The following is a 26475-nucleotide window of genomic DNA, read 5'->3' as shown; positions in this document are numbered from 1 at the left end:
CTTCGGCTCAGGCTTTCGGCGTCGAGCGCTTCAGCGCGAACGAGAACAATTGCGGCGCATAGCGCTTGAGGCGTTCGTAGAACACTTCCTTGCCGCCCATCATCACTTCTTCCTGATTGGTTTCGACGGCATCCCAGATGTCGTCCGCGCAATCCTCGGCGCTGATGCCGCCGGCGATGTTGTGATCGGTGACGCCATTGGCGCGGCCATCGCCCTTCACGGCGTTGACCGAAATCTGCGTGCGCACATAGCCGGGATAGACGGCGGTGAACCGGACGCCGTCGCGCCACAGCTCGGCACGCGCCGCTTCGGTGAAACCGGCGAGTGCGAATTTCGCGGCCGAGTAGCCGGTGCGTTGCGGCGCACCGATACGGCCGGCGATCGACGAGATCATCACGATGTGGCCACGCTTGCGGGTGCGCATGCCCGGCACCAGCGCGCGGGTCAGCGCCACCGGGGCGAAGAAATCCAGTTCCATCAGCTGCCGATAGACCTCCATCGAGGTATCGACCAACCGGCTGCGCTGCGAGATGCCGGCGTTGTTGACCAGCACGTCGATCGGCCCGAAGCAGGCTTCGGCCTTGGCAACGGCATCGCCGCCATCGAACGCCAGCAGATCGAGCGGCAGCACCGCCACCTTCGAGGGATCGGCGCAAGCCGTGCGCACTCGCTGCAGTTCCGCTTCACGGCGTGCGCTGAGCACCAGCTTGGCGCCACTTTCGGCAGCCTTCAGCGCCAAGGCTTCGCCAATGCCGCTCGAAGCGCCGGTGATCCAGATGGTGGTGTCGCGCAGTTGGGTCATGGAGCTTCGTAATAAGCGGTGGCAATCAAGTTGTCCGGTCCCCTCCGTGACTGGACGGCCAGCCAGTCCTGCAAGGTGTCGAGCAGGACCGGCGACAGGCCGCCGCCGAGCCGGGGATATTCCGATACTGCACCAGAGTGCGTGTTCAGGAACAGGTGGTTGACGCCGGGCAGCACGCGTACCTCGGCGGCCGCATTGCCCTTCAGCGCGGCCCGCGCCGGGCCTTCGTTCAGTGACGGCGCGATCTGGTGATCCATCGCGCCGAACAGCACCAGGGCTGGCTTGCGGATTTTCTCCAGCACCGGCGCCGGGTCATAGCTCAGGATATGGCGGAACCACGGCGAGCTGAGCGACTGCCGCTGCCCTTCTACGAAAGCCGGTGACAGCTGCCGCTGCTCGCCGATCCGCTGCAGCGCGGTACACAGGCGGGCATCGCGCTGCTCGGTCGGCAGATCGGCCTGCAGGATGTCGAACAAACGGCCAGCCTCAGCGGCAGCGGCCAGCGCGGCCTGCTCGCTGGCACCGCGGTCGAGTGCGCCCTGGACGTTCTGGTATTCGGAGATCGCGCGGCCCGGCACCGTCGGCGGTGCCAGCAGCACCAGCCAGGCAACGTCGCTGCGCCGGGCGGCGATCATCGGCGCGATCATGCCGCCTTCGCTGTGACCAAGCAGACCGATGCGCGTGGCGTCGATATCCGGACGGCTGCGCAGGTAATCAAACGCTGCTTCGGCATCGGCTGCGTAATCGACCAACGTCGCCGCGCGAAGATTGCCGCCGGATTCGCCGACGCCCCGCTTGTCGTAGCGCAGCACCGCATAACCGGCCGATTCGAACGCCGCGGCCAGCATGCGAAACGGCTTGTGGCCGTACAGCGTTTCGTCGCGATCGTTCGGGCCGCTGCCGTGGATCAGTACGACGGCCGGCACCGGCAGGTCGCGTGCGACATAGGCCGGGCGGCTCAGCGTGCCAGCGAGCATCACTTCGTCGCTGGCGCCCCGGAACCGGACTTCCTCCTCGACGCGGGCCGTGGCCATCGCCGCCGCGTCGTCTTCGTACTCGGTGTGCGCCGCCAAGGGCAGCGCCGCCGTAGCCAGCGCCGCCGCCGAAAGCCACCTGCCTGCTGCCCTCACGATTCCGTTCATCACTGCACTCCTGCCGATCCAGCCCAAGCTGGCAGTTATGTGCAGTGCAACAAAAGGGCCAACCCTCGTTCGGGAAGCCAGCTGGGGCGGAAATGCCTACAAGCGGCGACGAACGACGGAAAGGCGGTACAGACCCACTTACGCCGGTCGTCGTACCCGGAACCAGGCCGCATATAGCGCCGGCAGGAAGGTCATGGTCAGCACCGTGGCGACGATCAAACCACCCATCAACGCTGCCGCCATCGGCCCAAAGAAAGTGCTGCGCACCAGCGGAATCAGCGCCAGCACCGCCGCCGCTGCGGTCAGCACGATCGGCCGGAAGCGACGCACCGCTGATTCGACGATCGCCGTCCAGGGATCGTGGCCGCCCTGGATGTCCTGATCGATCTGATCAACCAGGATCACCGAGTTGCGCATGATGATGCCGGCCAGGGCGATGACGCCGAGCAAGGCCACGAAGCCGAACGGCAGGCCGGTCACCAGCAAGGCAGCAGCGGCGCCGATGATGCCGAGCGGCGCGGTCAGGAGCACCATCACCGTGCGGCCGAAGTGCTGCAGCTGGATCATCAGCAACACCACGATGACCACCAGCATCATCGGCATCTGGGCGTTGATCGAATCGTTGGCGATCTTCGACTGCTCCAGCGCGCCGGCGATGCTGATCGCATAGCCGACCGGCAACTGGGCGCGCAGCGCATCAAGCTGCGGATCAATCGAATTGGTGACGTCCGGCGCCTGCTTGCCAGGCACCGTTTCGGCCTGAATGGTGATCGCCGGCAGCCGCGAATAGCGCCACAGCACGCCTGGCTCGAACGACGGCTGCGCCTTGCCGAACTGCGAGAACGGTACCGAGACGCCGCTCGCGGTCGGCATGTAGGCATCGGCCAGATCGCTGATCCGCGAGCGCTCGTCGAGCGGCTGACGAGCGATGATCTCGACATTGCGATTGGCCTCGCGATAAGTGCCGATGACGCTGCCGGAGAGGATCGTCTGGCCGGCGCCACGTATCTGCTCGCTGGTGATGCCGAGCACGCGGAGCTTGTCCTGATCGATACGGTCCTGAACCACCAGAATCGACTCGTGCCAGTTGTCGTGGACGTTCCGGGTCATCGGGCTGGCGGCGATGATCGCCTTGATCTGATCGGCGTAACTGCGGACCAGCTTCGGGTCCGGCCCCTGCACCCGGAACTGCACTGGCCAGCCCACCGGCGGGCCGTTCGGCAGCGGATCGACACGGCCGCGAACTTCCGGAAATTCTTCGGCAATCCAGGTGCGAAGCCGCGCACGCAGACGTTCGCGGCCCTTCAGATCGTGGGCCACGACCATGAACTGGGTGAAGTTGACGTGGGCCAGCTGCTGATCGAGCGCCAGATAGAAACGCGGCGCGCCGTTACCGACATAGGCGACGTAATCGACGACATCGGGATCACCCGCCAGCTTCGCTTCCATGCGCTTGGCGATGTTCTCGCTGGCCAGATAGCTGGCACCTTCCGGCAGCCACAGATCGACCATCAGCTCGTCGCGTGTCGAGTCCGGAAAGAACTGCTGCGGGATCACCGCGAAGCTGGCGACGCCAAGCACGAAGGCCGCGAACGTCGCGATCATCACCGTCTTGCGCTGCGCCACGCACCAATCGATGACCCGGCGCAGGCGGCGGTAGAACGGCGTGTCGAACAGCTCGTGATGCTCGCCGGCAGGGCGCTCCTTGAGCAGCATCATGCCGAGCCAGGGCGTGACATAGACCGAGGCGATCCAGGAGATCACCAGCGCCATGCCGACCACCGCGAAGATCGAGAAGGTGTACTCGCCGGCCGCCGATTTCGCGAAGCCCACCGGCAGGAAGCCGGCGGCGGTGATCAGGGTGCCGGTCAGCATCGGGAACGCGGTCGAGGTATAGGCGAACGAGGCCGCCTTCAGCTTGTCGTAGCCCTCTTCGAGCTTCCGCGCCATCATTTCGACGGCGATCATCGCGTCGTCGACCAGCAGGCCCAGCGCCAGTACCAGCGCGCCGAGCGAAATCTTCTGCAGCTGGATGCCGGCCCAGTCCATCGCCAGGAAAGTGACGCCGAGCACGAACGGAATGGTCAGCGCCACGACCATGCCGGTACGCAGGCCGAGGCTGAAGAAGCTGACCACCAGCACGATCACCACCGCCTCGGCGAGCGATTGCACGAACTCACCGACGGCGCTCTTCACCACCTTCGGCTGATCGGTGACCTGATTGACTTCGATGCCGACCGGGAAGCTGCTGCGCAACCGCGCCAGGGTGCTGTCGAGCTGCTCGCCGACCTTCAACACATCGCTGTCCTTCTCCATCACGATGCCGAGCGCGATGGTTTCCTTGCCGCGATGGCGGATCTTCATCCGCGGCGGGTCTTCGTAACCGCGATAGACCTTGGCGAAATCGCCGAGCCGGAACGTCGAGCGGCCAACCCGGAAGCGGGTGTCCTCGATCGCCGCGAGATCGCCGTAAGTGCCGTCGACGCGAACGAACAGCGCGCGCTCCTCGGTGTTCAGCTGCCCGGAAGGCACGACAATGTTCTGCCCGCGCAGCGCTTCGGAAAGCTGCTGGAAGGTGATGCCGAGCTGAGCGAACTTGCGGTACGAGAACTCGACAAAGATCTTCGGCTGTTGCTCGCCAAGCAGATCGACCTTCTCCACCCCTTTCACCGCGCCGAACACCTTGCGCGCGGTATCGACGTAATCCTTCAGCTCGACATAGGTGAAGCCTTCGGCATGGAAGGCGTACATCGCGATGTAGGTGTCGCCGAACTCATCGTTGAAGAACGGCCCCTGCACGCCTTGCGGTAATTGGCCCTGAACATCGCCGACCTTCTTGCGCACCTGGTACCAGACGTTGCGCACGTCCTTCGGCGGCGTGTCCTCGCGCAGGAACACGAAGACCTGGGTTTCGCCCGGTTTGGAATAGCTCTGCGTGCGATCCAGCCACGGCGTTTCCTCGAGCTTTTCCTCGATGCGATCGGTGACCTGCTGTTCCATCTCGGCGGCGGTGGCGCCGGGCCAGTAGGCGCGGACGACCATGATCCGGAAGGTGAACTCGGGGTCTTCCTTCTGGCCGAGATTCAGATAGGCGAAGACGCCGCTGATCATCAGCAACACGACGATGAAGCGAGTGAACGAGGCGTGCTCGATCGCCCAGCGCGACAGATTGAAACCGCTCGAATCTCCCGGCTGGTTCATGGTGTTCAGCCGGCGCTGTCTTGAGCCACCGGCGTGGCCGCATCGGGCATCAAACGTACCTTCTGGCCTTCGCGCAGCAACGGCGCGCCGGCGGTGACTACGCGCTCGCCCGCGGCCAGGCCTTCGGCGATCAAGGCGCTGTTGCCATCGAAGCCGCTCAGCCGCACCGGCCGGAAGTGCACCTCAGTGCTTGCTTCATCGAACACCCAGACGCCGTGCACACTCTTCTGCTCGGTGTAGGCAGTCAGAGGCACATGGATCAGCGACGGCAGCTTCGGCCCCTGGATGCGGATGCTCGCGGTCATGCCGAGCTGCATTTCCGGCGGCGGTTTGTCGACCATCACCCGCAGCGCATAGGTACGCGTCGCCGGATCGGCCGACGACGCAAGCTCGCGAATGCGGCCGGGGAACTCGTGGCCATCGTCGGTCCACAGCATCACCGTCACCGGTGCGTCCGGTTTCAGCGTGCGCAGCAATTGTTCCGGCACGTTGGCAGCCACTTCCATGGTGCCGGCTTGAGCCAGACGGACGATGGTCTGGCCGGCTGCGACCACCTGCCCGACTTCGGCATCGATCGCGGTGATCACGCCATCGGCATCGGCATGCAGCTGCGCGTAGCCGGTCTGATTGCCGCTGACCCGGGCCTGCGCTCTTACCGATGCAAGCTGGGCTTCGGCAGCGGCAAAGCGGGTCTGCTGGCGATCGAATTCGGCGGCGCTGATGAAGCCGGTATCGAGCAGCTTGCGATAGCGTGCGAGGTCGGCCTTCTCGACCGCGAACTGCGCTTCCTGGGCGGTGACGGTGGCCTGGCTAGAAGCTTCGTTGAGCGCCAGATCGGCGGGATCGAGCTGAAGCAGCAACTGACCCTTCCTGACCCGATCGCCGACATTGACCTTGCGCTGGTCGATCTTGCCGGTCACCCGGAAACCAAGGTTCGACTCGTAGCGCGGCCGCACCTCGCCCGCATAGGTATTGCGCGAGTCGATCGCGCTCGGCGCCGCGACGATGGTGCGCACCGAGCGCACTTCCTCGGCCACGACCGGCGGCTTGCTGCAGGCCGACAGCATCTGCGCGGCGATCAGGCCGGCTGAAACGGAGACAGATTTCAGCGTTCGCAGCACGCCGGACTGGCGCTCGGTGACGGTCATGCTTGCTCCCTCCCGCACAATCGGACACTCGTCCCGGCTCAAGTCGGCCGTTGACGAAACACCGTTAATCGTTATTGAAAATCGAAATTTTTCGACAGTTCCGTCACTGCGCCCTGACCAGCAGCGAAGCCACCAGAAACTCGGCCATCAGCGCCGCCTGTCGACCGCGATCCTGCGAAAAGCGTTCGGCGACGATCTGCGGATGGCAGAACGGAATCACCGCGTTGAACACGCACTGAGCGCTTTCCTCGACGTGATCGGCGACGAACTCGCCGCTGCGCACGCCGTCTTCGATGACCAGCCGGAAGCAGGCGCGGATGCGTTCGATGTGCGCGTCGATGACGCTCCACTGTTCGTCCATCGCCTTGATGACGATCTCGTGAACCTTGGATTCATTGAGGTATTGCTCGCACGAAAAGCGATGGCCTTCCATGATCAGGCGCTTCAGGCGATCCGCCGCCGGCCGCGTTTCGCGGGCGATGCCGAGCGACATCGCTTCCATCCGCGCGAGCACCACTTCGGTGATCGCTTCGTTGATCGCCGCCTTGCTCTCGAAGAAGCGATAGACGTTGGCCGGCGACATCTCGCAGGCCTGGGCGACATCGGCGACGGTGGTCTTGGAATAACCGAAGGCCCGGAACAGACGTTCGGCCTCGGTCAGGATGCGGTCCCGGATGTCGGGCTGGGTAATGGCAGCGCTTCTCATGTGACGAGTATCGAAAATCGTCAGTCATACGTCAACCGGGGATATTCCCTCTGTGGCAACAGGCGGTGGCAATGCGCAGCGCGGCGCGTTACGGTGTCGTCGTTCCCGAGTTTTTCGATATGTCTGCCAACGACTCCTACACCCGCCCCGCGATTGCGCTGCACTGGTTGATGGCGCTGATGATCATCGGCGGCTTCGCAGTCGGCCTGTACATGACCGGGCTGCGCTTAAGCCCGGACAAGCTGAAGCTGTACTCCTGGCACAAGTGGAGCGGCATCACGGTATTGGCGCTGGCGCTGATCCGCATCGGCTGGCGCCTGGGTCATCCAGTGCCGGCACCGCTGCCGGGGCAACCGATGTGGCAGCTGCGTGCCGCGCACTACACTCACCTCGCACTGTATGGGCTGATCCTGGCGATTCCGCTCAGCGGCTGGCTGTACAGCTCGGCCTCGGGCTATCCGGTGGTCTATCTCGGCATCAAGGCGCTGCGCCTGCCGGATCTGGTGGCCAAGGACAAGGAATTGGCGACCGTGCTGAAACAGATCCACGAGCTGCTGAACTGGACGATGGCCGCGCTGGTCACAGTGCACGCTGCCGCCGCACTGAAGCATCATCTGATCGATCGCGATGGCACGCTGCGCCGCATGCTGCCCGTGCTTCCATCCCGCTGAGCTTCATTTTCCGAGACCTGATCGCCCCATGCGCTTCCGCTCCGTCGCCGCCATCCTCGCGCTGGCGAGCCTGGCTTCTGCTCCCACCGCGTTCGCCGCCGAACGCGCTATCGACGCCGCGAAAAGCTCGATCAGCGCCGAGTTCACCCAGATGAGCGTGCCGGTCAACGCACCGTTCAAGAAATTCAGCGGCGGCGTCGATCTTGATCCCGCCAAACCAGCCGAGGCGCGCGCCCATTTCGATATCGATACCGCGAGCTTCGATATCGGCGATGACGACTACAACGCCGAAGTCCGCAAGCCGGAGTGGTTCGACACCGCGAAATTTCCCAAGGCTAGCTTCGTTGCCAGCGGCCTGAAGCCGACCACGCCGGGCAACTTCGAAGCCAGCGGCAAGCTCAGCCTGAAGGGCAAGACCGTCGAACTGAAAGTGCCGGTCACCACCAAGACCGAAGGCGGCATGACCACCTACAGCGGCGCCGTATCGATCTCCCGCAAGGCCTTCGCAATCGGCAGCCCCAGCTGGGATGACACCGTCGAAGACACGGTGAAGATCCGCTTCCGCATCGCCGTGCCCGCCGCCGGCTGATATCCCGCATCACCCGATTTGCCGCTAGCCGTTTTCGAACTCACGACTGACAGGAGTCCCCCAATGCTGAACCTCAAGAAGAATCTGTTTACCGCTGGCCTGCTTCCCGCCGCCCTGCTGCTCGCCTGCAGTGCCGCGCTCGCCGCGCCCGAGAGCTACACGATCGATTCCAGCCACACCTATCCGAGCTTCAAGGCCGCGCACATCGGCGGCATCTCGTTCTGGCGCGGCAAGATCGACAAGAACAGCGGTGCGGTCGTGCTCGATCGTGCTGCGAAGACCGGTTCGATCGAAATCCTGATGGATATGACCTCGATCGACTTCGGCATGGACAAGATGAACGAGCACGCCAAGAAGGAAGACTTCTTCGACGTCGCCAAGTACCCGACGGCCACCTACAAGTCGACCAAGCTCACGTTCAGCGGCGACACGCTGACCGCCGTCGACGGCGACCTGACCCTGCACGGCGTGACCAAGCCGGTGCGTCTGACGGTCAACCAGTTCAAGTGCATTCCGCATCCGTTCTACAAGCGCGAAGTCTGCGGTGCGGATGCCAGCGCCACGATCGATCGCACTGATTTCGGCGTCAGCTACGGCGTCGGCAAGGCAATTCCCGACGGCAAGGTGACTCTGGAAATCCAGGTCGAGGCGCTGAAGGATGAAGCGGCAGGCCCGGCCGGCTAAGCAAGCATTCGATGTTCCGCTCCTTCTCGTCTCGAGAAGAAGTGGCATCCGCTGACCAGAAACCACGGCCCTTGCCGTGGTTTCCTTTTGAGCAAGAGGCAATAATCGTCAAATAGCGTGCAACACGCAGTTCTTCGCAGCCATTCAATAAAGATAAGTTCGGAATGACGAACACCACCTTGCACACGGCCTCGGCGGATCTCGCCGGGCTGATTCGCGACTTCGACTGGTCGAGCACCGCCCTGGGGCCGATCGATCAGTGGCCCGCGAGCCTGAAGACGACCACCAGCACCCTGTTGCTGTCGAAGATTCCCATCGTCCTGCTGTGGGGACCGGATGGCATCCTGATCTACAACGACGGCTACGCGGCTTTCGCCGGTAATCGTCACCCGCAACTGCTGGGCTGCAAGGTGCGGGAAGCCTGGCCGGAAGTTGCGAGCTTCAACGACAACGTGATGAAGGTGGGGCTGGCTGGCGGCACGCTGACCTATCGCAACCAGGAAATGTCGTTGCAGCGGCGCGGCAAACCCGAAACGCTCTGGATGAACCTGGATTACTCGCCAGTACTCGACGAAAGCGGGCGTCCCGGCGGCGTGATCGTGTTCGTCCTGGAGACGACCGAGGCCGTGCAGGCGAGCCGGCAGCTTGCTGCAGAACGGGAACAGCTGACCCAGATGTTCACCCAGGCGCCGACTTTCATGGCCTTGCTGCGCGGCCGGGAGCACCGCATCGCCTTGGCCAATCCGGGTTACTTGAAGCTGGTTGGACGCAGCGACGTCGTCGGCCTCAAGGTTTCCGACTTTGTCGGCGAAACCAAGGCGCAGGAGTACATCGAAGTGCTGGACCGGGTCTTCGAAACCGGCGAAACCTATGTGGCTTCCAGTGCCCGCTACGAGGCGCAGGCAACGCACGACGCTCCGGCAACTGAAAGGCTGCTCGATTTCGTCTACCAGCCGATCAAGGACGCCGACGGTCAGGTTTCCGGCATCTTCGTCGAAGGCGCCGACGTTACCGAGCGCGCGCAAGCTGAAGCCGCACTGCGCGACAGCGAGGCCCGACTCAGAGACCTCAACGCCAACCTCGAACGCCAGGTCATCGAGCGCACCCAGGCGCGCGGGCAGATCTGGAAGCTCTGTCCGGACCTGCTTGGCGCGCTGAACCGGAAGGGTTACTTCGAGACTTCGAATCCGGCCTGGGAACAGGTGCTCGGCTGGACCGAGGATGAAGTTTCGCAGCACTCCATTTTCGAGCTGCTTCATCCTGATGACGTCGAATCCACGCGCCTGGGATTTCAGGCGATCAATGAAGACAACCCCGCGTTCCGCTTTCCCAACCGCTACCGCGCCAAGGACGGAACCTATCGCTGGATCAGCTGGTTCGGTGTCGAGGAAGACGGCCTGATCTATTGCATCGGGCATGACGTTACCCAGGAGCGCGCATCGGCCGATGCGCTGGCGCAAGCTCAGGAAGCCCTGCGGCAATCGCAGAAGATGGAAGCGATCGGGCAACTCACGGGCGGCATCGCCCACGACTTCAACAACCTGCTCGCCGGCATCGGCGGCAGCCTGGAACTGCTTGAGAAGCGGATTCAGGACGGTCGCCTCAATGGCGTCCAGCGGCTGATCGATGCAGCGCGAACTTCCACCAATCGCGCCGCCGCGCTGACCCAGCGCCTGCTGGCTTTCTCGCGGCGCCAGACGCTCGATCCCAAGCCCATCGATGTCAATCGGCTGATCGCGGGCATGGCGGACCTGATTCGCCGCACCGTCGGCCCGGCCATCGAGGTGGAAGTGGTCGGCGCCGGCGGCCTCTGGCCAACGCTCGTCGATCCGCCGCAGCTCGAAAACGCCTTGCTGAATCTGGTCATCAACGCGCGTGATGCGATGCCCGATGGCGGCCGGATCACCATCGAGACCGCCAACAAATGGCTCGACCGGAACGCAGCGCAGGAACGCGATCTGGTCCCCGGTCAATATCTGTCGCTGTGCGTCACCGACACCGGCACCGGCATGACGCCCGAGGTGATTTCCCGCGCCTTCGATCCGTTCTTCACCACCAAGCCGATCGGCGAAGGCACCGGCCTGGGCCTGTCGATGATTCATGGCTTCGTGCGGCAATCCGGTGGCCAGGTGCGCATCTACTCCGAGCTTGGAATGGGCACCACGATGTGTCTGTACTTCCCGCGCTACATCGGCGAACTGGATACGCCCGACGAAACCGCTACCCAGGAACAGCCACAGACCGGCCACGGCGAAACCGTGCTGGTGATCGACGATGAAGAATCGATCCGCATGCTGCTGGTCATGGTGCTGGAAGAAGCGGGCTATCGCGTCCTCGAAGCAGACACCGGGCCGTCAGGCCTGAAGATCCTGCAATCGGATACCCGGATTGATCTGCTGATTACCGACGTCGGCCTGCCCGGCGGCCTCAACGGGCGTCAGGTTGCCGATGCGGCCAGAGTCGTCCGACCCGACCTCAAGGTGCTTTTCGCCACCGGCTACGCCGAGAACGCCGTGGTCGGCAACGGCCACCTGACGCACGACATGCGAGTGATCACCAAGCCCTTCGAACTGGCAGCCTTGACGACGCTGGTCAGCGAGATGATCGACCGATAGGACTGCACAGTCCCAGCGACGCTCACTGATTGGCAGCGATCTCGAGGCGTGAATCGCGGTAATCCTTCGGGCTCATACCGAACTCGTCGCGGAACCTGCGCGCAAAGTGCGTCGCGTTCTGAAAGCCTGCGGAATAGGCGATGTCGATGATCTTGCGGCCCTGCATCCGGGGATTCTCCAGATCGAGGCGGCAGCGAAGCAGGCGCTTGTGCACGACGTACTGGAACGCTGTCGTTCCCGTGCTCTTGAACAACCAGTGCAGGTAACGAACAGAAATCCGGGTGCCGTTGGCAATCGTGGCCGGCGAGAGTTCCGGATCTTCGAGATGGGCATCGATGTAATCGCGAACCTGCTCCAGCTGCACTTCGCGCAGCGAGGTCGAGATTGGTGCTTGAGGATCCTCGAGCGCTGTCACCAGCAGACCGATCGCCGATTCGGTCAGGCCATCGCTCTGGCTGAAAGCGCCGCTCATGAACATTGGCGAAACCGAACGAACGTAGGACGCCATCAGCTTCGCGGCGTTGGAATCCTTGTCGAGCTTGTGCCGTATCGAATGCCAGCTGCGCGGCAACCAGCTCTGCAGACGGGCCAGCGGCAACAGCACTGAAACCTTGTGCAGACTCTCCATCACCTGGAAGCGCATCGGCCGGGTGGTATCCCAGATCAGGAGGTCACCGGGCGTCAGCACGATCTGCTCGTGCCCGAACGAGATGTGTTCACGCCCCTGCAGAACCAGCTGGATGCCCAGGACCTCGCGGGTATCCAGGGACATCTCGGAGCCGGTACGCGTGGCGCCGCAGGGATCGCATCGGCAATCCACCACCTGAAAGCCGGAAACAACGCGGCGTCTGATGCTGGCGGAGAACGCGTCGCTCGGCTTGTCGTCGAAGCGGAATGCGCCGTAGACCTCCTGCAGCTTGCTCTCCCAAGCTTCATAAGAGTCCCGCCGCGAGTGAGCCGCAGTGGACCACTCCGTTGCGCTGGCAGTCATTTTCTTTCCTCCTCCATCGAGCGGCACCGTTCATGCGGCGTCCTGCTCGTGACTTGCACTGTAACGTCATCAGTGTCGTTCGCAAGAACTCGTAGTTTTCGCTTGCACGGAAACGCACACGGAATGGCACCCGTGGCAACGAGCCACCGCCGGTCGCTGTCTATCCTTCAATAGCCCTGTCGACCTGATTGGCGATGTCGCTCGGCACCTGCAATCGGACCAGCCAGAGGAGCCATCATGAAAAGCCAAACGCCCGAAGAGTACGTGCAGATCGATGCCCAGCCCTGGGCACCGTTCCCCGATGTCCTGTCGACGGGAGGAATCCGCTGGAAGCTGCTGCACGTCTCGCCCGAGATGGGCGCCTGGACCGCGATCTTCGACTGCCCGAAGGGATCGTCCTTCAACGCCCATGTCCATCAAGGGCCTGGCGAATACCTGCTGACCAAGGGGCTGATGGACGTTCGCGGCGGCAAGGCGAATGGCGGCGATACGGCTGTTGCGCCCGGCTACGGATATGAATCCTCGGGTGCCCGTCACGACCAGACCAGCTTCCCGGTCGACAGCGAGTTCTTCATGACTTTCCTCGGCCCTCTGCTGTTCATCACGCCGGAGGGAAATCCGATCGTGGCCGTGGGCTGGAAAGAGGCGCAAGGCGCCTGGCACGCGTTTCTCGATTCCCAGGCCGGTGTCAGGAAAGCAGCCTGAGGCCCGTCAGGAAGGCGCGTCGCCGCATAGCGACGCGCCTTCCTCGATCAGCCTGCGGTGTGGGTCACGAGGCGAGCCGAATTGTTGGCTGACAGAACCTCGATCCAGTAACCGTCCGGATCCTTGATGAAAGCCAGTCCTTTCATCTTTCCATCGTTCGGACGCTTCACGAACTCGACGCCATGGGCACTGAAGTGATCACAGGCGGCGTCCACATCCGGCACGGTGATGCCGATGTGTCCAAAACCTCGCGGATCACCGTTGCCATTGTGATAGCCCGTGAAGGCCTCATCCGATTCCGTGCCCCAGTTGTGAGTCAGCTCGATCGCACCCTTCTGGCGAAACGTGAACTCGGCGCGCGCCAGACGCTCTTCCGGCAGCACTCCATCCTCTGCGCGCAGGTAACCGACGAAGTACAGGCTGAACTTCATCTCCGGAAAATCGAAGCGATCCAGCAGGGTCATGCCCAGTACATCGCGATAGAAGGCGATCGATTGCTCCGGATCACGAATGCGCAGCATCGTCTGGCTGAGAATGAAGTCCCGGGTGACGGCGGGAGCAGCGTCTGTTGTAGGAGTTGTCATGTGCAGTCCGTGAAGGTTCTGTTGGGCCAAGTACCCTACTTCATCGAAGTACGGTCCTGAACGTACTCGCGGCAGTGCAAGGGCACCCGGCGAACAGTGCAACCTGCAACTGGCAGAAGCGAATTCCGCTCGCCGCGCTCGCTTCGCACAAAAAGTCGGGCTTTACGTTCCATCTCTCCCGTCCTTGATTCCACCCCCGGCGGCTGCCGCCGCTTCGAATCCCGCTCTCGTGCGCACGTCGCACAAATGAAAAAGCCCCATTCAAGGGGCTTTTTCATTTGTGTGGCGGAGAGAGCGTCCGCCATTCTGAGTTAAATTGAGACGGTTTGACGCAGACAATAGTGCGCACTATTCGTTATTTAACAAATACTTATAGACGTATATCATCTCAAGCCCTATCATGTGACCTTAGGACCTATGGTGGGTCCGATGGTGGGTCTGAGTTCAAATAATGCCAAGAATCGCGAAAGAATTGCGGGCGCTCGAAGTCGAGCGCTTGAAGACGCCGGGTACCTGGTCAGTCGGCACCGTACCCGGCCTGTACCTGCAGGTTAAGGACTCGGGTGCACGATCTTGGGTGCTTCGCGCGAGCATCGGTGGCCGCCGCCGGGAAATGGGTCTTGGCGGCTACCCTGCTGTAAAACTGGCGGGTGCAATCGAGAGAGCGCGAAAGGAACGTCTAGCGATCGACGAAGGCATCGATCCGGTGGAACTAAGGGCAAGAGCACAGGCGTCCATCCGCAATGAAGCCGCCGAGCGCATACGCAACACATTCAAGGAAGCCGCCGCCGATTACATCAAAGCGCATCGAGCCGGATGGAAAAACGCCAAACACGCTGCGCAGTGGGAATCGACGCTGACGGAGTACGCCTTCCCGGTGATCGGGAACAAGGTGGTCTGGGAAATCACCAATCAGGACGTCTTGGCGATCCTCGATCCGATATGGACCACGAAAACGGAGACTGCAAACCGCGTCCGTAACCGAATCGAGCTCGTCATCGCATCGTCGATGGTACGTGCAGGCCGCACCGGCCAGAACCCTGCTCGATGGCGCGGAAACTTGCAGATGATGCTGCCGAAGCCGACCAAGGTCACCAAGAAGGGGCATTTCGAGGCGCTGCCTGTTCACGAAGTAGGTGGGTTCATGGTCCGGCTGCGCACAGCGAAGGGCGTGGCGGCGCGCGCCATGGAATTCACGATCCTTACTGCGACCAGGACCACCGAGGTGCGTGGAGCGATTTGGGGTGAAATTGACTTTGAAAACGCCTGCTGGACGATTCCAGCCGAGCGCATGAAAGCCGAGCGAGAACACCGCGTTCCGCTAACGTCAGAAGCAATTGATCTGCTAAAGACGTTGCCGCGCGGCGCCGCAACCGACGCAGTTTTTCGCTCGCCGCGCGGGGAGCAGTTATCAGGTATGGCGATGCTGATGATCCTACGGCGCATGGGCGTCGATGCAACCGTGCATGGCTTCCGCAGTACCTTCCGCGATTGGGCGGGTGAACTCACCGCCTACCCTCGCGAAGTTGCCGAACTGGCACTCGCGCATCGTGTTGGTGACGCGACCGAGGGTGCCTATGCTCGCGGCGACCTTTTCGTAAAACGACGAAACCTGATGGCTGATTGGGCGGGCTTTTTAAACGCAGACCTCCCACCGTCCGCTCGGTAAAGTGTTTGCGGTGCCTGCTCGACGCGAAGTCAGGTTTCGACTGCGGCGGGAAGCACCAGTGGCGACATGACCATTGCCGCTGCTTTTTGATCTTTGTTGACGCTGCGCCGAACCGACGACCCATCGGTGCGGCCAGGCAATCCCAGCTTCTTGCAGCGACGTGACCTCGTGACGCGCTTGCAGGTTGCTCCGGGGACTTAAACCGTGGCCGCGGACAATCGCTGACAACACTGGGGTGCGCGGATTCGAAAACACGCCGGCAGGAAGGTTGCTAAGAGCATACGGGGCGTACGGATTTTTCCTAAATATCTGATTGATATAGAAAAAGACCGCATTAGTCGGAGCGAGACGACTTGGGAAACCCCCCGCCAGAACGGCGATTGGCATGCATAACCATAGGAACGACTTCACCTTGCTCATGCAAACCAGCGCCCCGCTGGACGTGACGGAGGGAAGCGGAACCTAAAAATGGCCGACAAAACGCAGATCGTAAATAACGCCAAGTCCGCATCGTTCGAAAACTTTGACCGGTCCCCGGACTGCGCATTCGTCAGGCAGAAGACGGTCGAGCAGCTTTATGCAGTTTCCGCCGCCACGGTATGGCGTTGGGTGAACGCCGGTTTAATCCCTGCGCCGCGCAAGCATGGGCCCCGCACGACGGTTTGGAACGTCGGCGAACTGCGTGCGTCACTGGCCGCAAAGGCGGTGGCCTGACATGCACGCCAACAAAAACGCCGCGCCCGGCTGGAACCGGGAAGCGGCGGGATTGCATGTCCAAACACACCAGAATCATACGGCTAAGGTCTTCACCTTTGGCGAGGTCGTTGACGCGTTCCGGGCCGCGCTGCGATCGGCGGGACTGGATACCGATGCCGCGATTCAGGCCGACGGCAGGCTGCATCGCTTTCATGTCGACGGCGATCGGCGCGGCACCGTCAACGGCTGGTACATCCTGCATGTGGATGGCGTTCCTGCTGCGGCTTTCGGACACTGGAAATCTGGCATCGGCGGCACTTGGCGCGCCAGTATCGGGCGAATGCTGACAAGGACCGAACAGGCTGATCACCGAGCGCGGGTGGAAGCCGCAAGGGCCATGCGTTGCGCCGAAGTCGCCAAGGCGCGGCAGGTCTGCCGGAAGCGTGCCGCAACGCTCTGGCAAGCTGCTAAAGAAGTCGATGCCGCGCATTTTTACCTGATCCGCAAAGGTATCAAGCCGCACGGCTCGCGCCAGCATGCGGCCCGCATCGTGGTGCCAGTCGTCGATACGTCCGACACCCTGCATGGCCTGCAATTCATCGCGGCCGACGGCGGCAAGCGATTCCTGACGGATACCGCGAAAACCGGATGCTTTCATGCCCTCGGAAGCCCTCCGCTGGCCGCTGGCAGCATGCTGGCCATCGCCGAAGGCTTCGCCACGGCGGCAACGATTCATGAGGTGACAGGCTGGCCGACAGTCACCGCATTCGACGCCGGCAACCTTGAACCCGTCGCACTAGCGCTTCGGGCGAAGTACCCGAGCGCTCGCATCGTCATCGGTGCCGACAACGATCACGGCACACCGGGCAATCCGGGGCTGACCAAAGGCCGGGCAGCGGCGCGAGCCATTGGCGGCACCGTCATCGCACCGGCATTCGGCGCTGGCGATACTGGCACGGATTGGAACGACTATCAGGCGAGCTATGGACGCGACGCGACGGCAGCAGTGCTGCTGAACGCGGTAAGCGAGGTGCGGTCATGACCCTCGATCTGGGTTTGAGCGATGCACCGGGTGCGTTGTCGCAAGAAACAATTGAGGTCGCGAACATTGCGAACCTTGCGAACATTCAGCAACGACGTGGCTTTGCGGCTGCGAAGGTTGCTGCGAACCGCGCGCGAACGTTGGCAGAAGACGCAGCGGAATCAGAATCGGACTACGTGATTCCGCCCCCGGCAGTCGATCCGGCAATGTTCTATGGCCCGCTCGGCAGGCTCGCCCGACAAGCCGCTGAAGGCACCGAGGTCAATCCTGTCGCTGCCATGGCGGCGGCAATGTCCTGGCTCTCCGCCTGTATGGGCCGCAATCGAGCGATAGCGATCGGCGACGAATGGCATCACCTGCGTCTGTTCACCTTGCACGTCGGCCGAAGCTCGCGAGGCGGCAAGGGCATGGCACTGGGATTGTTGAAGCGCGTCATCGCTGCCATCGGCAAGCTGGATGATGCGACGACGCTACGCCCGCAGATGCACACGGGCGGGCTGTCTAGCCGTGAAGGTCTGGCGGTGCTGATTCATGACGGCTATACCGAAGGGAAAACCGAGTACCCGCCGATCGTCGACAAGCGCTTGTTCATCGTCGAATCGGAGTTTGCCAACGTGCTCGCACAGGGAAAACGCGACGGCAACACGCTGTCTACGTGTCTGCGTGATGTTTGGGATGGGTCGGCGATCAAGCCGGCAACGAAGTCCTCACAGGTCTGGGCATCACGGCCCCACATCGCCCTGCATGGCTGCATCACGCCGACCGAACTGCGCGCCAAGCTCGCCAGCAATGACCTGTCGAACGGCTTTGCCAATCGGTTTTTGATGGTCTGGGGCGAACGCACGGGCGTGATTCCTTTTCCCAGCCGCGCGTCGGATGCGACCGTGCACGAACTGGCGAAATTGTTCGCGGCCATCATCCGGCATGGCTTGGCGGGCTACCCCGATGCAACGGAAACTTGCCCCCTGCGAATGAGCCGCACGGCATTGAGCCTGTATGCCGACTGCTACCGCGAGTTCGCCAAGCCGCATCCGGGTGGCGAGCTGATCGGGGGGCTGCTGCAACGGCGCGCCCCGATGCTGTTACGAATGGCAGGCCTGTTCGCGGTCACTGACCTTGCCGACGAAATCGATCGGGGCCATGTCGAAGCGGCGCAGGCATGGATGACCTACTTCGCCCAGTCCGCGCAAATGATCTTCGCGCCGGCAGTTGACGTAGAGGGCGAAGCGCACCGCAACGATGACGCCGAGAAGCTGGCAGCTTGGCTGATTCTTAAGGACGGATGGCAAAGCCGGAAGGACATCACCAGCAAATGCTTCCAAGGTCACACCGCCAAGCCCGTGATCGACGAAGCACTGGAGAGGCTGGCCCTTGAAGCTCGGATCGAACGGCGCGAAATAGACGGCGGTGGACCGAGGAAGCGGACCGAGTACCGGATCAAGCAAGCACAACCGGATGTGTCCCGGTCAAAGTTCGCACGAAGTTCGCAGCTAAGTTCGCAGGCTGAAACCCTTGCGGTTATTGAATGTTCGCAACAGTCGCAATGTTCGCAAGCTGCTACTGCTGAAAGCGAAAAAGCCGATGCGGACGAGATTGTCGAGGGTTGGCTTTGAACGCGGAAGGAGTGATCGGCGAAGCCCAGGCCGTTGGCGTCAGGCTCTGGCATGAAGCCGGGCGTGTGCGCTACCAAGGACCCAAAGCGGCGCTGACAAGCATGCTGCCGGCGTTGGTGGCGTGCAGGAACGAGGTGGCGGAAGTGCTTCGGCGCGAAGCGCAATCCGAAGCATTCGAAGAGCGTGCCGCCATCATGGAATACGACGGCGGCATGACTCGCGCGAACGCGGAAGTTGCGGCCCGTCTGCTGCTGAAATTGTCCGAGGGCACCGCGTGAGCCGGCCGTACACCCCTCGCCTATCGGCGCACATCTGGCTTGAAGCCCGGCTGTATTGGGAACGCGGCGGTCGGAGAATCAACGCTGACGACGTGGCCGCCCGCTTCGGCACTAGCCGAGCGGCTGTAAAGCACCGGATCACACGCGAGCGCTGGGAGCGGGGGCATCACTATCGGATGACGCCTACGGACGGTCTGTGTCCTACGTGTGCGGCTGCGGCGCACGGTCGGACCATTACCGTGCTCCTAATGGCTCCGCTTCCATCAAGGCCGACGTAGGGTATCAGCGCAAATCCCTGATCTACCGATGGTTTAGACAGCATCAAATTGGCGACTTACAAGATGTCTAAAGCGAAACCTTGCCACTACCTACCCGCACTCGACGGCCGATATACTCAAAACGTCTAGAGCACCAGAAAATTCGCCGACTGGGGGGCCGGTTCCTGAGAGGGCCGGAATACGATGAAGGTATGGCGTCCTTCCTAGACCTTTTTATCGCGGCCTATTTCTCGTCGCTACCGATCGTCGACCTGAACGAGGGTCGGACCAATACCGTTCGCTGGCGGTGGTTAGCCCAAAGTCTCTTACTTCTTCGAGCAGCGTCGATGAAGACCCTGCCTTGCTGAACCGGCATGCCGGGTAAGCTATTTCGATGATCGAGCCCCAAGCCTCTCCTGCCATGGATGCAGACCCCATCACCGAAATCACCCTGATGGCTGACTATGGCGCATGCATTTGGGATCAATCATTTGCTGCTATATGGCTGGACGAGCTTGGCTGGCCGGAAGCGCTGGAACAGCGTATTGACGACTGGGAGCGTCATTTCTGGCTTCGGCTTGACGAGCCCGAAAAGTTCGACCCGGTTTATCTGGATGCCGAGGGCCGGCTTATCGCTCTGGAAATAAAGGCGCTGGTCGGAGCGGATATTCGAGTGATACACAAGACCTTCAATCACGACTTGCTCGTCATCGACGGCTGAAGACCGGCATCTAACAGGCCGTTCCGGGTAGCGTCATTGCTTCACACCAGAACCCCAATTCGCGAGCGCCAGCATCGCGCGGCCGTCGGCTGCGCTTTTCTGAGTCAGCGCCAGCGGCAACCATTCGGGTGAGAACGATGAGTCGCAAATCCTTCATGCAATCGAGAAACCACCGGCTTCAGTGCTTTATGGGCGAGGCCACACAACCTGAGCAGCAATTGCAGCACCGCCGCCACGCCAACAATGCAGGGGCCGTCCCGGAGCGCTGGCGCGCGTCGGTCAACCTGGCGTTCGGCCGTCTGTGGGCGGTGCATGTCGCGTCGGAGCCTACGGACCAAGACGTGCGCTTGAAGGCTGCTGACGATGCACTACGTCTGCTGAGCGCGCTTCTGACGAAAGCCGAGCGTCGACGATCCGGAAGCGCTGCTTATCGAGCGTTGATGGCATCAGTGATGGCTGATTGACCTTCTGTCGTCACCGGCCAGATGCTGCGGGGGAGGCGCCGCCCCGACGGTGGCCCGTTGGGTTGTGGGAAGGTCAGATTCAGCGTCGCGGATACAGCGGCGTCAAAAATCTCCTTACTTCCACCCGGTGTCTCCTTTTTCATCTGTACCCCGAGGTAGGCGTACCGTCGTTGGTATGTAGAGCCAACCTTCCGTACCTGGCTCGGGGTGCAGACCACTAAACTGCGACAGTTGTTTCAAGGCAATCGGAACTTTGGCCTACCCGAGTCAACAGCCGCCCAATGCCCGCGCCTAACTTCCGCTCCGTTCCTGAAGGCTACAGACTCGTCGTGAGAGCTTGATCACGCTTCAGAACCGTCATCAGCACGTACAGCCGGCAAGCAGGAACACTGCGCCGACAAGCACGGCTAAACTCACGAAAAGCCGCTAATCGGCCACAAAATTTATTCGGGGAGTAATGGCTCAGTTCTTCTTGCCCCGCAGGCCAGCGGGCTGCCTTGCATTGCCCGCCGCTGGCATGGACGCGGCGCCGCAATGGCCGTTCCGCGCACGATGAAGGCGAACTTCACCAAGGCCTCCCTGATCGTTCCAGAAACGCGGATCGTGGCAGGGCTGTTGCTGGATCGGATCTCGCCTGCGGACTGGAAGCAGGCGATCGAAGTCGACAACGTCCTACAGAAGAAAACCCGCCTGACAGCGGTGACCTACGCCACCCTTGCCCGCTCACGGCTGCAGGTCGTGCCGACGACCTTGTGGCAGCTGGCACGCAACGGCAGCCATGCCGAAGCCACCGACGTCGCCCTTGCCGCCACGGTCAAGTTCTCGCCACTGTTCGGTCAATTTCTTCGTGATGTTCTGCGCGACGAGTTCCGTCGTTTCTCAACCGCGCTCGCGCCAACCGCCTGGGATGACTACATCGACCAGCAGCTGCGCGCGCACCCGGAAATCGAGCCTTACAACGCGTCGACCCGCATAAAGCTCCGCCAGAACGGCATGCGCATGCTGCAGGAAGCCGGCTTCGTGCTCGATACCAAACACCTCGCGCTGCGTCGTCGCCCGATCGAACCTGCTGTCCGTCAATTGCTCGAAGCCGCAGGCGAGCGTCAAATTTTGGAGTGCCTGCTGATATGTCCGTGACCACGCTCGAAGTCCGACTGAACGCTATTTTGGATCGGATCACATCGGCGGAATTCTTGTCCGGGCGCGGCCTCGGCAACGAAGTCCCGTTTTACGCCTTCGACTACCCGCCAGAGGCAGAAGAACAGGTTCGAGCCCATGTCGACTTCCTGGTTGACGCGATCCCGAAGCGCAAGCCGGATCTACGAGTCGCGCGTATCAATCTGCTGGATCTGCTGATCGGCATGGTCGAAGCGCGCGGCCTGTACGAAAAGTCGCTCGACATGCAGCGCAAGAAGGGCGACGACGCCCTGCTGAAAGCACTGCTTGCACCGCTGAGTGCCGACAAAGTCGCTGCCGAGTTGATGAAGCGCCAGCCGCCCAGCAGCTGCGATGTGCTGTTACTGACCGGTGTTGGCAGCGCCTACCCGCTGATCCGCACCCATACCTTGCTGAACAGTCTCCAGCCGCTGATGGGTGCGACGCCCCTGGTCCTGTTCTACCCCGGCCGTTACGACGGCCAGTCATTACGCCTGTTCGGTGAACTCGGCGAAAGCCCGTACTACCGCGCCTTTCGCCTCGTCGGATAAAGAAAATTCTCATGAATATCGAAGCCCTTTTCAGCCGCCCTATCCGCCGGTCAATCAACGGTGTCATCAAGGCAGATCAGAACGATGCCGCCGCCGTCTGGCAGGAACTGGACGAATACGTCATCACACGTGAACTGGACCAGCACCTGCGTCGCTTTTTCGAAACCTATCTGTCGGCGCTGCAGCGTCCGGAAGAGGCCTCCGGCAAGGTGGGCGTGTGGATTTCCGGCTTCTTCGGCTCAGGCAAATCGCACTTTTTGAAGATCCTTTCCTACCTGCTTAGCAACCGCGCAGCGGTCAGCGCAGCGGGCGGCGAACGCAAGGCCATCAGCTTCTTCGAAGACAAGATCAAGGACGCCATGCTGTTCGGCGACTTGAAGCGCGCCGTCGGCGGCGGGGCCGAGGTTCTGCTTTTCAACATCGACAGCAAGGCCGATGCCGCCGATGGCCGAGACACCATCCTTCGGGTGTTCCTGAAGGTGTTCAACGAGATGCAGGGCTACTGCGGCGACCACGCCCACATCGCCCACATGGAGCGTTATCTGGCCGGCAGGAAGGACTACGATAACTTCCGCAACGCCTTCCGACTGGAAGCAGGCGAATCCTGGGAAGACAGCCGCGACGCCTACAACTTCCACCTCGATGCCCTCGGCAAAGCCTTATCGGTCACGTTAAAGAAAGACGTCCCGGATGCAGAAGCCTGGATGCAGCGCTTCGAAACCGGCTTCTCTCTCACCGTCGAAAACTTTGCCGGCTGGGTTCGGGAATACCTCGATCAGAAGGGCAAGCAGGCCCGCCTGATCTTCCTGGTCGACGAGATCGGCCAATTCATCGGCAAGAACAGCGAGTTGATGCTCAGCCTGCAGACCATCACCGAAAATCTCGGCACCGTCTGTGGCGGCCGCGCTTGGGTAGTGGTCACCTCGCAGGAAAACATCGACGACGTGCTCAAGGACATGCGGGGCGGCAGTGCCAACGATTTCTCGAAGATTCAGGGCCGCTTCAAGACGCGGCTGTCGCTGTCCAGCGCCAACGTCGATGAAGTGATCCAAGCCCGTCTGCTTGCCAAGCCGGATGACGTACTCGCCACGCTGCGCGGCATTTACCGCGACAAGGCGGACATCCTTCGCAACCAGCTCAGCTTCGGAAGCACAGGCCGCAACTTCAAGGGCTTCACCGATGAAGACAACTTCGCCGCCGTCTACCCGTTCGCTCCCTACCAGTTCCAGCTAGTCCAGCGCATTTTCGAAAGCATCCGCAAGGCAGGGGCCACCGGCCTGCACCTTGCTCGTGGCGAACGCTCGCTTCTCGATGCCTTCCAATCGGCAGCGGTCGCCGTTGCTGATCAGTCGGTCGGCTTGTTGATTCCGCTATACCGCTTCTACCCTTCGATCGAGAGCTTTCTCGAAGGTGTCGTGAAGTCGACCATCGACCATGCCGCTGATAACGCCAGCCTCAAATCCTTCGACGTACTGGTACTGAAAACGCTGTTCTTGATCCGCTACGTCGATGAGCTGAAAGGATCGGTCGACAACCTGATCACCCTGTTCATTGACCAGCTAGACGCAGATCGCCTCGCGCTGCGCCAAGAACTGGAAGCTAGCCTACAGCGGCTGGAAAACCAGAATCTGGTCGGCCGCAATGGCGATGACTTTTTCTTCCTGACCAACGAAGAGCGCGACGTCAGCAAGGAAATCAAAAACGTCGACCTCAGTAGCGCCGATGAAGCCCGTGAAGTCGCCCGGCTGATCTTCGACGAAGTGCTCGGCAACAAGCGCAAGTTCCGTTATGTGGCTAACAAGAAGGACTTCGGTTTGAACCTGTCCTGCGACCAGCATCCGCATGGCAACCGCACCGAAGGCGATCTCAACGTGATGGTCATTTCGCCGCTATCGGATGACCGCGCGCAGCTCACGCCGCCGCGCTGCATCCTCGATAGCAGTACGAACGACGGCAGCGTGTTGATCCGCCTCCGGGACGATGACGCGCTGGCCCGCGAACTGCGCCTTTACCTGCAGACTGATCGTTACATCAGCCGCAAGAGCGATGGCACCCAACCGTCGTCGACGATGACCATCCTGAGCCACCGCGCCGACGAGAACCGCGAGCGACGCAAGCGCCTCGTAGTCATCCTCGACAAGCTGCTGAAGGAAGCAGATGTGTATGTCGCGGGCCAGAAGCCGAGCCTGAAATCCAGCAACGCGGCGTCGATGTTCGACGAAGCGCTTGGCTATCTGGTCGCCAACACCTTTTCCAAGCTCGGCTACATCGAACACCTGAATGCCGATCCGCAGAAGGAAATCCGCCTGCTGCTGAGCGCGCCGCCAACCACTGGACTCGGGCTCGAACAGACGTCCGAAACCAATCCTCGTGCCATGAAGGAAGTGGCGCAGCACCTTGAGACGCAGGAGGCCCTGTCCCGCACGCCAGTGCTGCACGACCTCGCGGAAGGCATTTATGCCCGCCGCCCTTACGGGTGGCCGGAATGGGAAACCGTCTTGCTGGTTGTGCGACTGGTGATGCGCGGAGAAGTGACGCTGATGAAAGGCGCGGACAGCCAGCCGCTAGCAGCAAATGCCATCTGGGAAGAAATCGTCACCCAAAGCCGCTGGCGCACCCTTCGCGTACAGAAACGAAAGGCCGTGGCCTCGGCAGATCTGCAGAAGGCCCGTCAGCTCGCGAAGGACGTGTTCCAGACCATCGGGCCGGATGGCGAAGACAAGCTGTACGAATTTCTGCGCGAACGCTTCGAAGCCTGGAAGCAGTCGCTGGACCGCTGGCAGCTGCTTGTCAGCAGCGGCATCTACCCCGGTGCGAAGGCGATCACCGACACCCTGATCGCCGCCCGCAAACAGCTGGCTGCGGCCAACAGCTTTGCCGCCATCGAACTGTTCCTGGCCAACCGAAACGAACTGCTCGCCGCTGCCGACAGCTACGGCGAGCTGAAAAACTTCTTCGAAAGCCAGAAGCCTACTTGGGACAAGCTCAAGTCCGCGCTGCAAGAGTTCAAGCCGAACGCCGGCAAGCTCGAACAGGTGCCCGAAGCCAAGGCTGCACTGAGCCGGATGCAGGAAATCCTGGCCGCGCCGTCGCCCTACGGTCTGCTGCGGGAGGTTGATGGTCTGATCACCACCGTCCGCAAGACCAACGACGAACTGCTCGCCGCCGCCCGCAAGCAAGGCACGGACTACATCGCCGGCAAGATCGACCGCGTGCAGCAGGAGCTGACCGCCGCCGAAGCCGATGCCGATCTGGCCAACCGCTGCCTGCGCCCGCTGCAAACGCTGAAGGCCACCATCGAGCAGCAAGCCAGCGTTGCCCACATCTACCTGTCGAAGGACGACGCCGAGCGCCATGCCGACGAAGCCATCGACCTGATCCACAACTGGCTCGACGCCCGCAAAAAAGCCGCCGCCGAAGCCGCCGCAAAGGCCGCAGCGGCCGCCGCGCAAGCGGTGACCTACAAGCCGAATACGACCACCCCTGCCCGGTCGGTGAACGAGCCAGAGCCGGCAGTCATCAAGCCAGTGCCGGAGCTGAAACGCCCGCACATCCTGCAAGTGGCGAAGCTGGCGAGCGGTTCCGCGCTGAGCACCGAAGCCGAGGTCGAAGCCTTCCTCGCCACGCTGCGCAGCGCGCTGCATGCCGCGCTGGAGCGCGGCGAGCGAATCGAGATAAGATGATCGAAGACAATGACGGTTCTTTGTTGACTATTTTGTAACAAAGACAGATATTTATAATACAAATTTCCAGAAGACAACGCCGCCTGTGAACATCATCGAACGCCTCAAGCGGTCCATCGCCCTGCGCGGCGACGATGTCTTCGTGCGCGCAGACTTCGCCAAGCTCGGCAGCGATGAACAGGTCGGCCGCGCCATCAAGACCTTGCAGGCGGATGGCCGCATCGTTCGCCTTGGCAAGGGTGTCTATGCCCGCGCCAAGCCCAGCGCCCTCTCCGGCAAGCCCATCCCGGTCCGTCCGGTGGAAGAACTCGCACCGGCGGCGTTGAAAAAGCTCGGCGTCCAGGTCCGGCCGTCACTTGCGGCGCAGCGCTACAACGCCCAGGCCACCACCCAGATCCCGGCCGGAGTCGTGCTCAACACCGGGCGCAAGCGGATTTCCCGAAAGATCAGCTTCGGCAACGTGACCGTCCGCTATGAGAACGATTTCAGCCGAACACGCTGAACGGAT

23 protein-coding genes are annotated in these 26475 nt (G+C 61.9%); 16 read left to right on the top strand and 7 right to left on the bottom strand.

The genetic code is table 11. The features are described from left to right. Nucleotides 1–7 precede the first annotated feature (7 nt). The 5 genes from G513_RS0102955 to G513_RS0102930 all read right to left on the bottom strand — a co-directional run bounded on the left by G513_RS0102955 (nt 8) and on the right by G513_RS0102930 (nt 6999). On the bottom strand, nt 8–802 hold the full coding sequence (locus G513_RS0102955; protein WP_022975340.1) for an SDR family oxidoreductase: 795 nt from the start codon (nt 800–802) through the stop codon (nt 8–10). Further along, a complete protein-coding gene (locus tag G513_RS21080; protein ID WP_084711317.1) occupies nt 799–1944 on the bottom strand; it encodes an alpha/beta hydrolase family protein in 1146 nt (381 codons plus the stop codon). The genes G513_RS0102955 and G513_RS21080 overlap by 4 nt, the downstream gene beginning before the upstream one ends. Before the next feature lie 138 nt (nt 1945–2082). Continuing rightward, on the bottom strand, nt 2083–5145 hold the full coding sequence (locus G513_RS0102940) for an efflux RND transporter permease subunit (protein ID WP_022975338.1): 3063 nt from the start codon (nt 5143–5145) through the stop codon (nt 2083–2085). Nucleotides 5146–5150: 5 nt separating this feature from the next. Further along, on the bottom strand, nt 5151–6293 hold the full coding sequence (locus tag G513_RS0102935; RefSeq protein WP_022975337.1) for an efflux RND transporter periplasmic adaptor subunit: 1143 nt from the start codon (nt 6291–6293) through the stop codon (nt 5151–5153). 103 nt (nt 6294–6396) lie between these two features. Further along, nucleotides 6397–6999, bottom strand: coding sequence for a TetR/AcrR family transcriptional regulator (locus tag G513_RS0102930; protein ID WP_022975336.1), 603 nt, complete (start codon nt 6997–6999; stop codon nt 6397–6399). A gap of 119 nt (nt 7000–7118) precedes the next feature. Here G513_RS0102930 and G513_RS0102925 point away from each other — a divergent pair, with 119 nt between their 5' ends. From G513_RS0102925 to G513_RS0102910, 4 genes are all read left to right on the top strand, one after another. Further along, nucleotides 7119–7670: a cytochrome b gene (locus tag G513_RS0102925; RefSeq protein ID WP_028475065.1), complete on the top strand. Its 552-nt coding sequence runs from the start codon at nt 7119–7121 to the stop codon at nt 7668–7670. Between the two features lie 28 nt (nt 7671–7698). Then, complete coding sequence (locus G513_RS0102920) at nt 7699–8259, top strand: YceI family protein (protein ID WP_022975334.1); 561 nt, start codon at nt 7699–7701, stop codon at nt 8257–8259. 63 nt (nt 8260–8322) lie between these two features. Beyond that, nucleotides 8323–8943, top strand: a complete 621-nt coding sequence (locus tag G513_RS0102915) for a YceI family protein (protein ID WP_022975333.1) — start codon at nt 8323–8325, stop codon at nt 8941–8943. Between the two features lie 164 nt (nt 8944–9107). Beyond that, nucleotides 9108–11558 carry a PAS domain-containing hybrid sensor histidine kinase/response regulator family protein gene (locus tag G513_RS0102910; RefSeq protein ID WP_022975332.1) on the top strand — a complete coding sequence of 817 codons (2451 nt, stop codon included), beginning with the start codon at nt 9108–9110 and terminating at the stop codon, nt 11556–11558. Between the two features lie 22 nt (nt 11559–11580). Here G513_RS0102910 and G513_RS21075 read toward each other — a convergent pair whose 3' ends face one another. Beyond that, nucleotides 11581–12549 carry a helix-turn-helix domain-containing protein gene (locus G513_RS21075; protein WP_022975331.1) on the bottom strand — a complete coding sequence of 323 codons (969 nt, stop codon included), beginning with the start codon at nt 12547–12549 and terminating at the stop codon, nt 11581–11583. A gap of 237 nt (nt 12550–12786) precedes the next feature. On the opposite strand from G513_RS21075, the gene G513_RS0102900 reads away from it, so the two are divergent. Next, nucleotides 12787–13254 carry a 2,4'-dihydroxyacetophenone dioxygenase family protein gene (locus G513_RS0102900; RefSeq protein ID WP_022975330.1) on the top strand — a complete coding sequence of 156 codons (468 nt, stop codon included), beginning with the start codon at nt 12787–12789 and terminating at the stop codon, nt 13252–13254. Nucleotides 13255–13301: 47 nt separating this feature from the next. Here G513_RS0102900 and gloA read toward each other — a convergent pair whose 3' ends face one another. After that, on the bottom strand, nt 13302–13838 hold the full coding sequence (gene gloA / locus G513_RS0102895) for a lactoylglutathione lyase (RefSeq protein WP_022975329.1): 537 nt from the start codon (nt 13836–13838) through the stop codon (nt 13302–13304). 451 nt (nt 13839–14289) lie between these two features. Here gloA and G513_RS0102890 point away from each other — a divergent pair, with 451 nt between their 5' ends. The 11 genes from G513_RS0102890 (at nt 14290) to G513_RS0102840 (ending at nt 26469) form a co-directional block, all read left to right on the top strand. Continuing rightward, nucleotides 14290–15507, top strand: coding sequence for a tyrosine-type recombinase/integrase (locus tag G513_RS0102890; RefSeq protein ID WP_022975328.1), 1218 nt, complete (start codon nt 14290–14292; stop codon nt 15505–15507). Nucleotides 15508–15975: 468 nt separating this feature from the next. Continuing rightward, a complete protein-coding gene (locus G513_RS0102885) occupies nt 15976–16221 on the top strand; it encodes a helix-turn-helix transcriptional regulator (protein WP_022975327.1) in 246 nt (81 codons plus the stop codon). A 1-nt stretch (nt 16222) separates the two neighbouring features. Continuing rightward, nucleotides 16223–17245 carry a toprim domain-containing protein gene (locus G513_RS21070; RefSeq protein WP_022975326.1) on the top strand — a complete coding sequence of 341 codons (1023 nt, stop codon included), beginning with the start codon at nt 16223–16225 and terminating at the stop codon, nt 17243–17245. Beyond that, nucleotides 17242–18858 carry a DUF3987 domain-containing protein gene (locus tag G513_RS21065; RefSeq protein WP_022975325.1) on the top strand — a complete coding sequence of 539 codons (1617 nt, stop codon included), beginning with the start codon at nt 17242–17244 and terminating at the stop codon, nt 18856–18858. Before G513_RS21070 ends, G513_RS21065 begins: the two co-directional genes overlap by 4 nt. Further along, a complete protein-coding gene (locus G513_RS0102870) occupies nt 18849–19136 on the top strand; it encodes a hypothetical protein (RefSeq protein WP_156891364.1) in 288 nt (95 codons plus the stop codon). Before G513_RS21065 ends, G513_RS0102870 begins: the two co-directional genes overlap by 10 nt. A gap of 678 nt (nt 19137–19814) precedes the next feature. Continuing rightward, nucleotides 19815–20114 (top strand): hypothetical protein, encoded by a 300-nt coding sequence (locus tag G513_RS0102865; RefSeq protein ID WP_156891362.1) that lies wholly within the window; start codon nt 19815–19817, stop codon nt 20112–20114. 137 nt (nt 20115–20251) lie between these two features. Further along, nucleotides 20252–20578 carry a hypothetical protein gene (locus tag G513_RS0102860; RefSeq protein WP_156891360.1) on the top strand — a complete coding sequence of 109 codons (327 nt, stop codon included), beginning with the start codon at nt 20252–20254 and terminating at the stop codon, nt 20576–20578. Between the two features lie 534 nt (nt 20579–21112). Then, nucleotides 21113–21715, top strand: a complete 603-nt coding sequence (locus G513_RS21060) for a DUF1819 family protein (RefSeq protein WP_022975321.1) — start codon at nt 21113–21115, stop codon at nt 21713–21715. Continuing rightward, nucleotides 21706–22284: a DUF1788 domain-containing protein gene (locus tag G513_RS0102850; protein ID WP_022975320.1), complete on the top strand. Its 579-nt coding sequence runs from the start codon at nt 21706–21708 to the stop codon at nt 22282–22284. Before G513_RS21060 ends, G513_RS0102850 begins: the two co-directional genes overlap by 10 nt. Before the next feature lie 11 nt (nt 22285–22295). Next, nucleotides 22296–25967, top strand: coding sequence for a BREX system P-loop protein BrxC (gene brxC / locus G513_RS0102845; RefSeq protein WP_022975319.1), 3672 nt, complete (start codon nt 22296–22298; stop codon nt 25965–25967). Nucleotides 25968–26052: 85 nt separating this feature from the next. Next, complete coding sequence (locus G513_RS0102840; protein ID WP_022975318.1) at nt 26053–26469, top strand: DUF6088 family protein; 417 nt, start codon at nt 26053–26055, stop codon at nt 26467–26469. Nucleotides 26470–26475: the final 6 nt, after the last annotated feature.

Origin of the sequence: Nevskia ramosa DSM 11499, assembly GCF_000420645.1 — a bacterium.
GTDB lineage: Bacteria > Pseudomonadota > Gammaproteobacteria > Nevskiales > Nevskiaceae > Nevskia > Nevskia ramosa.
The sequence above is the reverse complement of the archived record's forward strand: the minus strand, read 5'-3'. Positions and strand labels throughout refer to the sequence as shown.

What these genes read in the sequence shown, in the direction of transcription:
- G513_RS0102955 (WP_022975340.1), bottom strand. Translation starts at nt 802, where the DNA reads ATGACCCAACTGCGCGACACCACCATCTGGATCACCGGCGCTTCGAGC.
- G513_RS21080 (WP_084711317.1), bottom strand. Translation starts at nt 1,944, where the DNA reads ATGAACGGAATCGTGAGGGCAGCAGGCAGGTGGCTTTCGGCGGCGGCG.
- G513_RS0102940 (WP_022975338.1), bottom strand. Translation starts at nt 5,145, where the DNA reads ATGAACCAGCCGGGAGATTCGAGCGGTTTCAATCTGTCGCGCTGGGCG.
- G513_RS0102935 (WP_022975337.1), bottom strand. Translation starts at nt 6,293, where the DNA reads ATGACCGTCACCGAGCGCCAGTCCGGCGTGCTGCGAACGCTGAAATCT.
- G513_RS0102930 (WP_022975336.1), bottom strand. Translation starts at nt 6,999, where the DNA reads ATGAGAAGCGCTGCCATTACCCAGCCCGACATCCGGGACCGCATCCTG.
- G513_RS0102925 (WP_028475065.1), top strand. Translation starts at nt 7,119, where the DNA reads ATGTCTGCCAACGACTCCTACACCCGCCCCGCGATTGCGCTGCACTGG.
- G513_RS0102920 (WP_022975334.1), top strand. Translation starts at nt 7,699, where the DNA reads ATGCGCTTCCGCTCCGTCGCCGCCATCCTCGCGCTGGCGAGCCTGGCT.
- G513_RS0102915 (WP_022975333.1), top strand. Translation starts at nt 8,323, where the DNA reads ATGCTGAACCTCAAGAAGAATCTGTTTACCGCTGGCCTGCTTCCCGCC.
- G513_RS0102910 (WP_022975332.1), top strand. Translation starts at nt 9,108, where the DNA reads ATGACGAACACCACCTTGCACACGGCCTCGGCGGATCTCGCCGGGCTG.
- G513_RS21075 (WP_022975331.1), bottom strand. Translation starts at nt 12,549, where the DNA reads ATGACTGCCAGCGCAACGGAGTGGTCCACTGCGGCTCACTCGCGGCGG.
- G513_RS0102900 (WP_022975330.1), top strand. Translation starts at nt 12,787, where the DNA reads ATGAAAAGCCAAACGCCCGAAGAGTACGTGCAGATCGATGCCCAGCCC.
- gloA (WP_022975329.1), bottom strand. Translation starts at nt 13,838, where the DNA reads ATGACAACTCCTACAACAGACGCTGCTCCCGCCGTCACCCGGGACTTC.
- G513_RS0102890 (WP_022975328.1), top strand. Translation starts at nt 14,290, where the DNA reads ATGCCAAGAATCGCGAAAGAATTGCGGGCGCTCGAAGTCGAGCGCTTG.
- G513_RS0102885 (WP_022975327.1), top strand. Translation starts at nt 15,976, where the DNA reads ATGGCCGACAAAACGCAGATCGTAAATAACGCCAAGTCCGCATCGTTC.
- G513_RS21070 (WP_022975326.1), top strand. Translation starts at nt 16,223, where the DNA reads ATGCACGCCAACAAAAACGCCGCGCCCGGCTGGAACCGGGAAGCGGCG.
- G513_RS21065 (WP_022975325.1), top strand. Translation starts at nt 17,242, where the DNA reads ATGACCCTCGATCTGGGTTTGAGCGATGCACCGGGTGCGTTGTCGCAA.
- G513_RS0102865 (WP_156891362.1), top strand. Translation starts at nt 19,815, where the DNA reads ATGGATGCAGACCCCATCACCGAAATCACCCTGATGGCTGACTATGGC.
- G513_RS0102860 (WP_156891360.1), top strand. Translation starts at nt 20,252, where the DNA reads ATGAGTCGCAAATCCTTCATGCAATCGAGAAACCACCGGCTTCAGTGC.
- G513_RS21060 (WP_022975321.1), top strand. Translation starts at nt 21,113, where the DNA reads ATGGCCGTTCCGCGCACGATGAAGGCGAACTTCACCAAGGCCTCCCTG.
- G513_RS0102850 (WP_022975320.1), top strand. Translation starts at nt 21,706, where the DNA reads ATGTCCGTGACCACGCTCGAAGTCCGACTGAACGCTATTTTGGATCGG.
- brxC (WP_022975319.1), top strand. Translation starts at nt 22,296, where the DNA reads ATGAATATCGAAGCCCTTTTCAGCCGCCCTATCCGCCGGTCAATCAAC.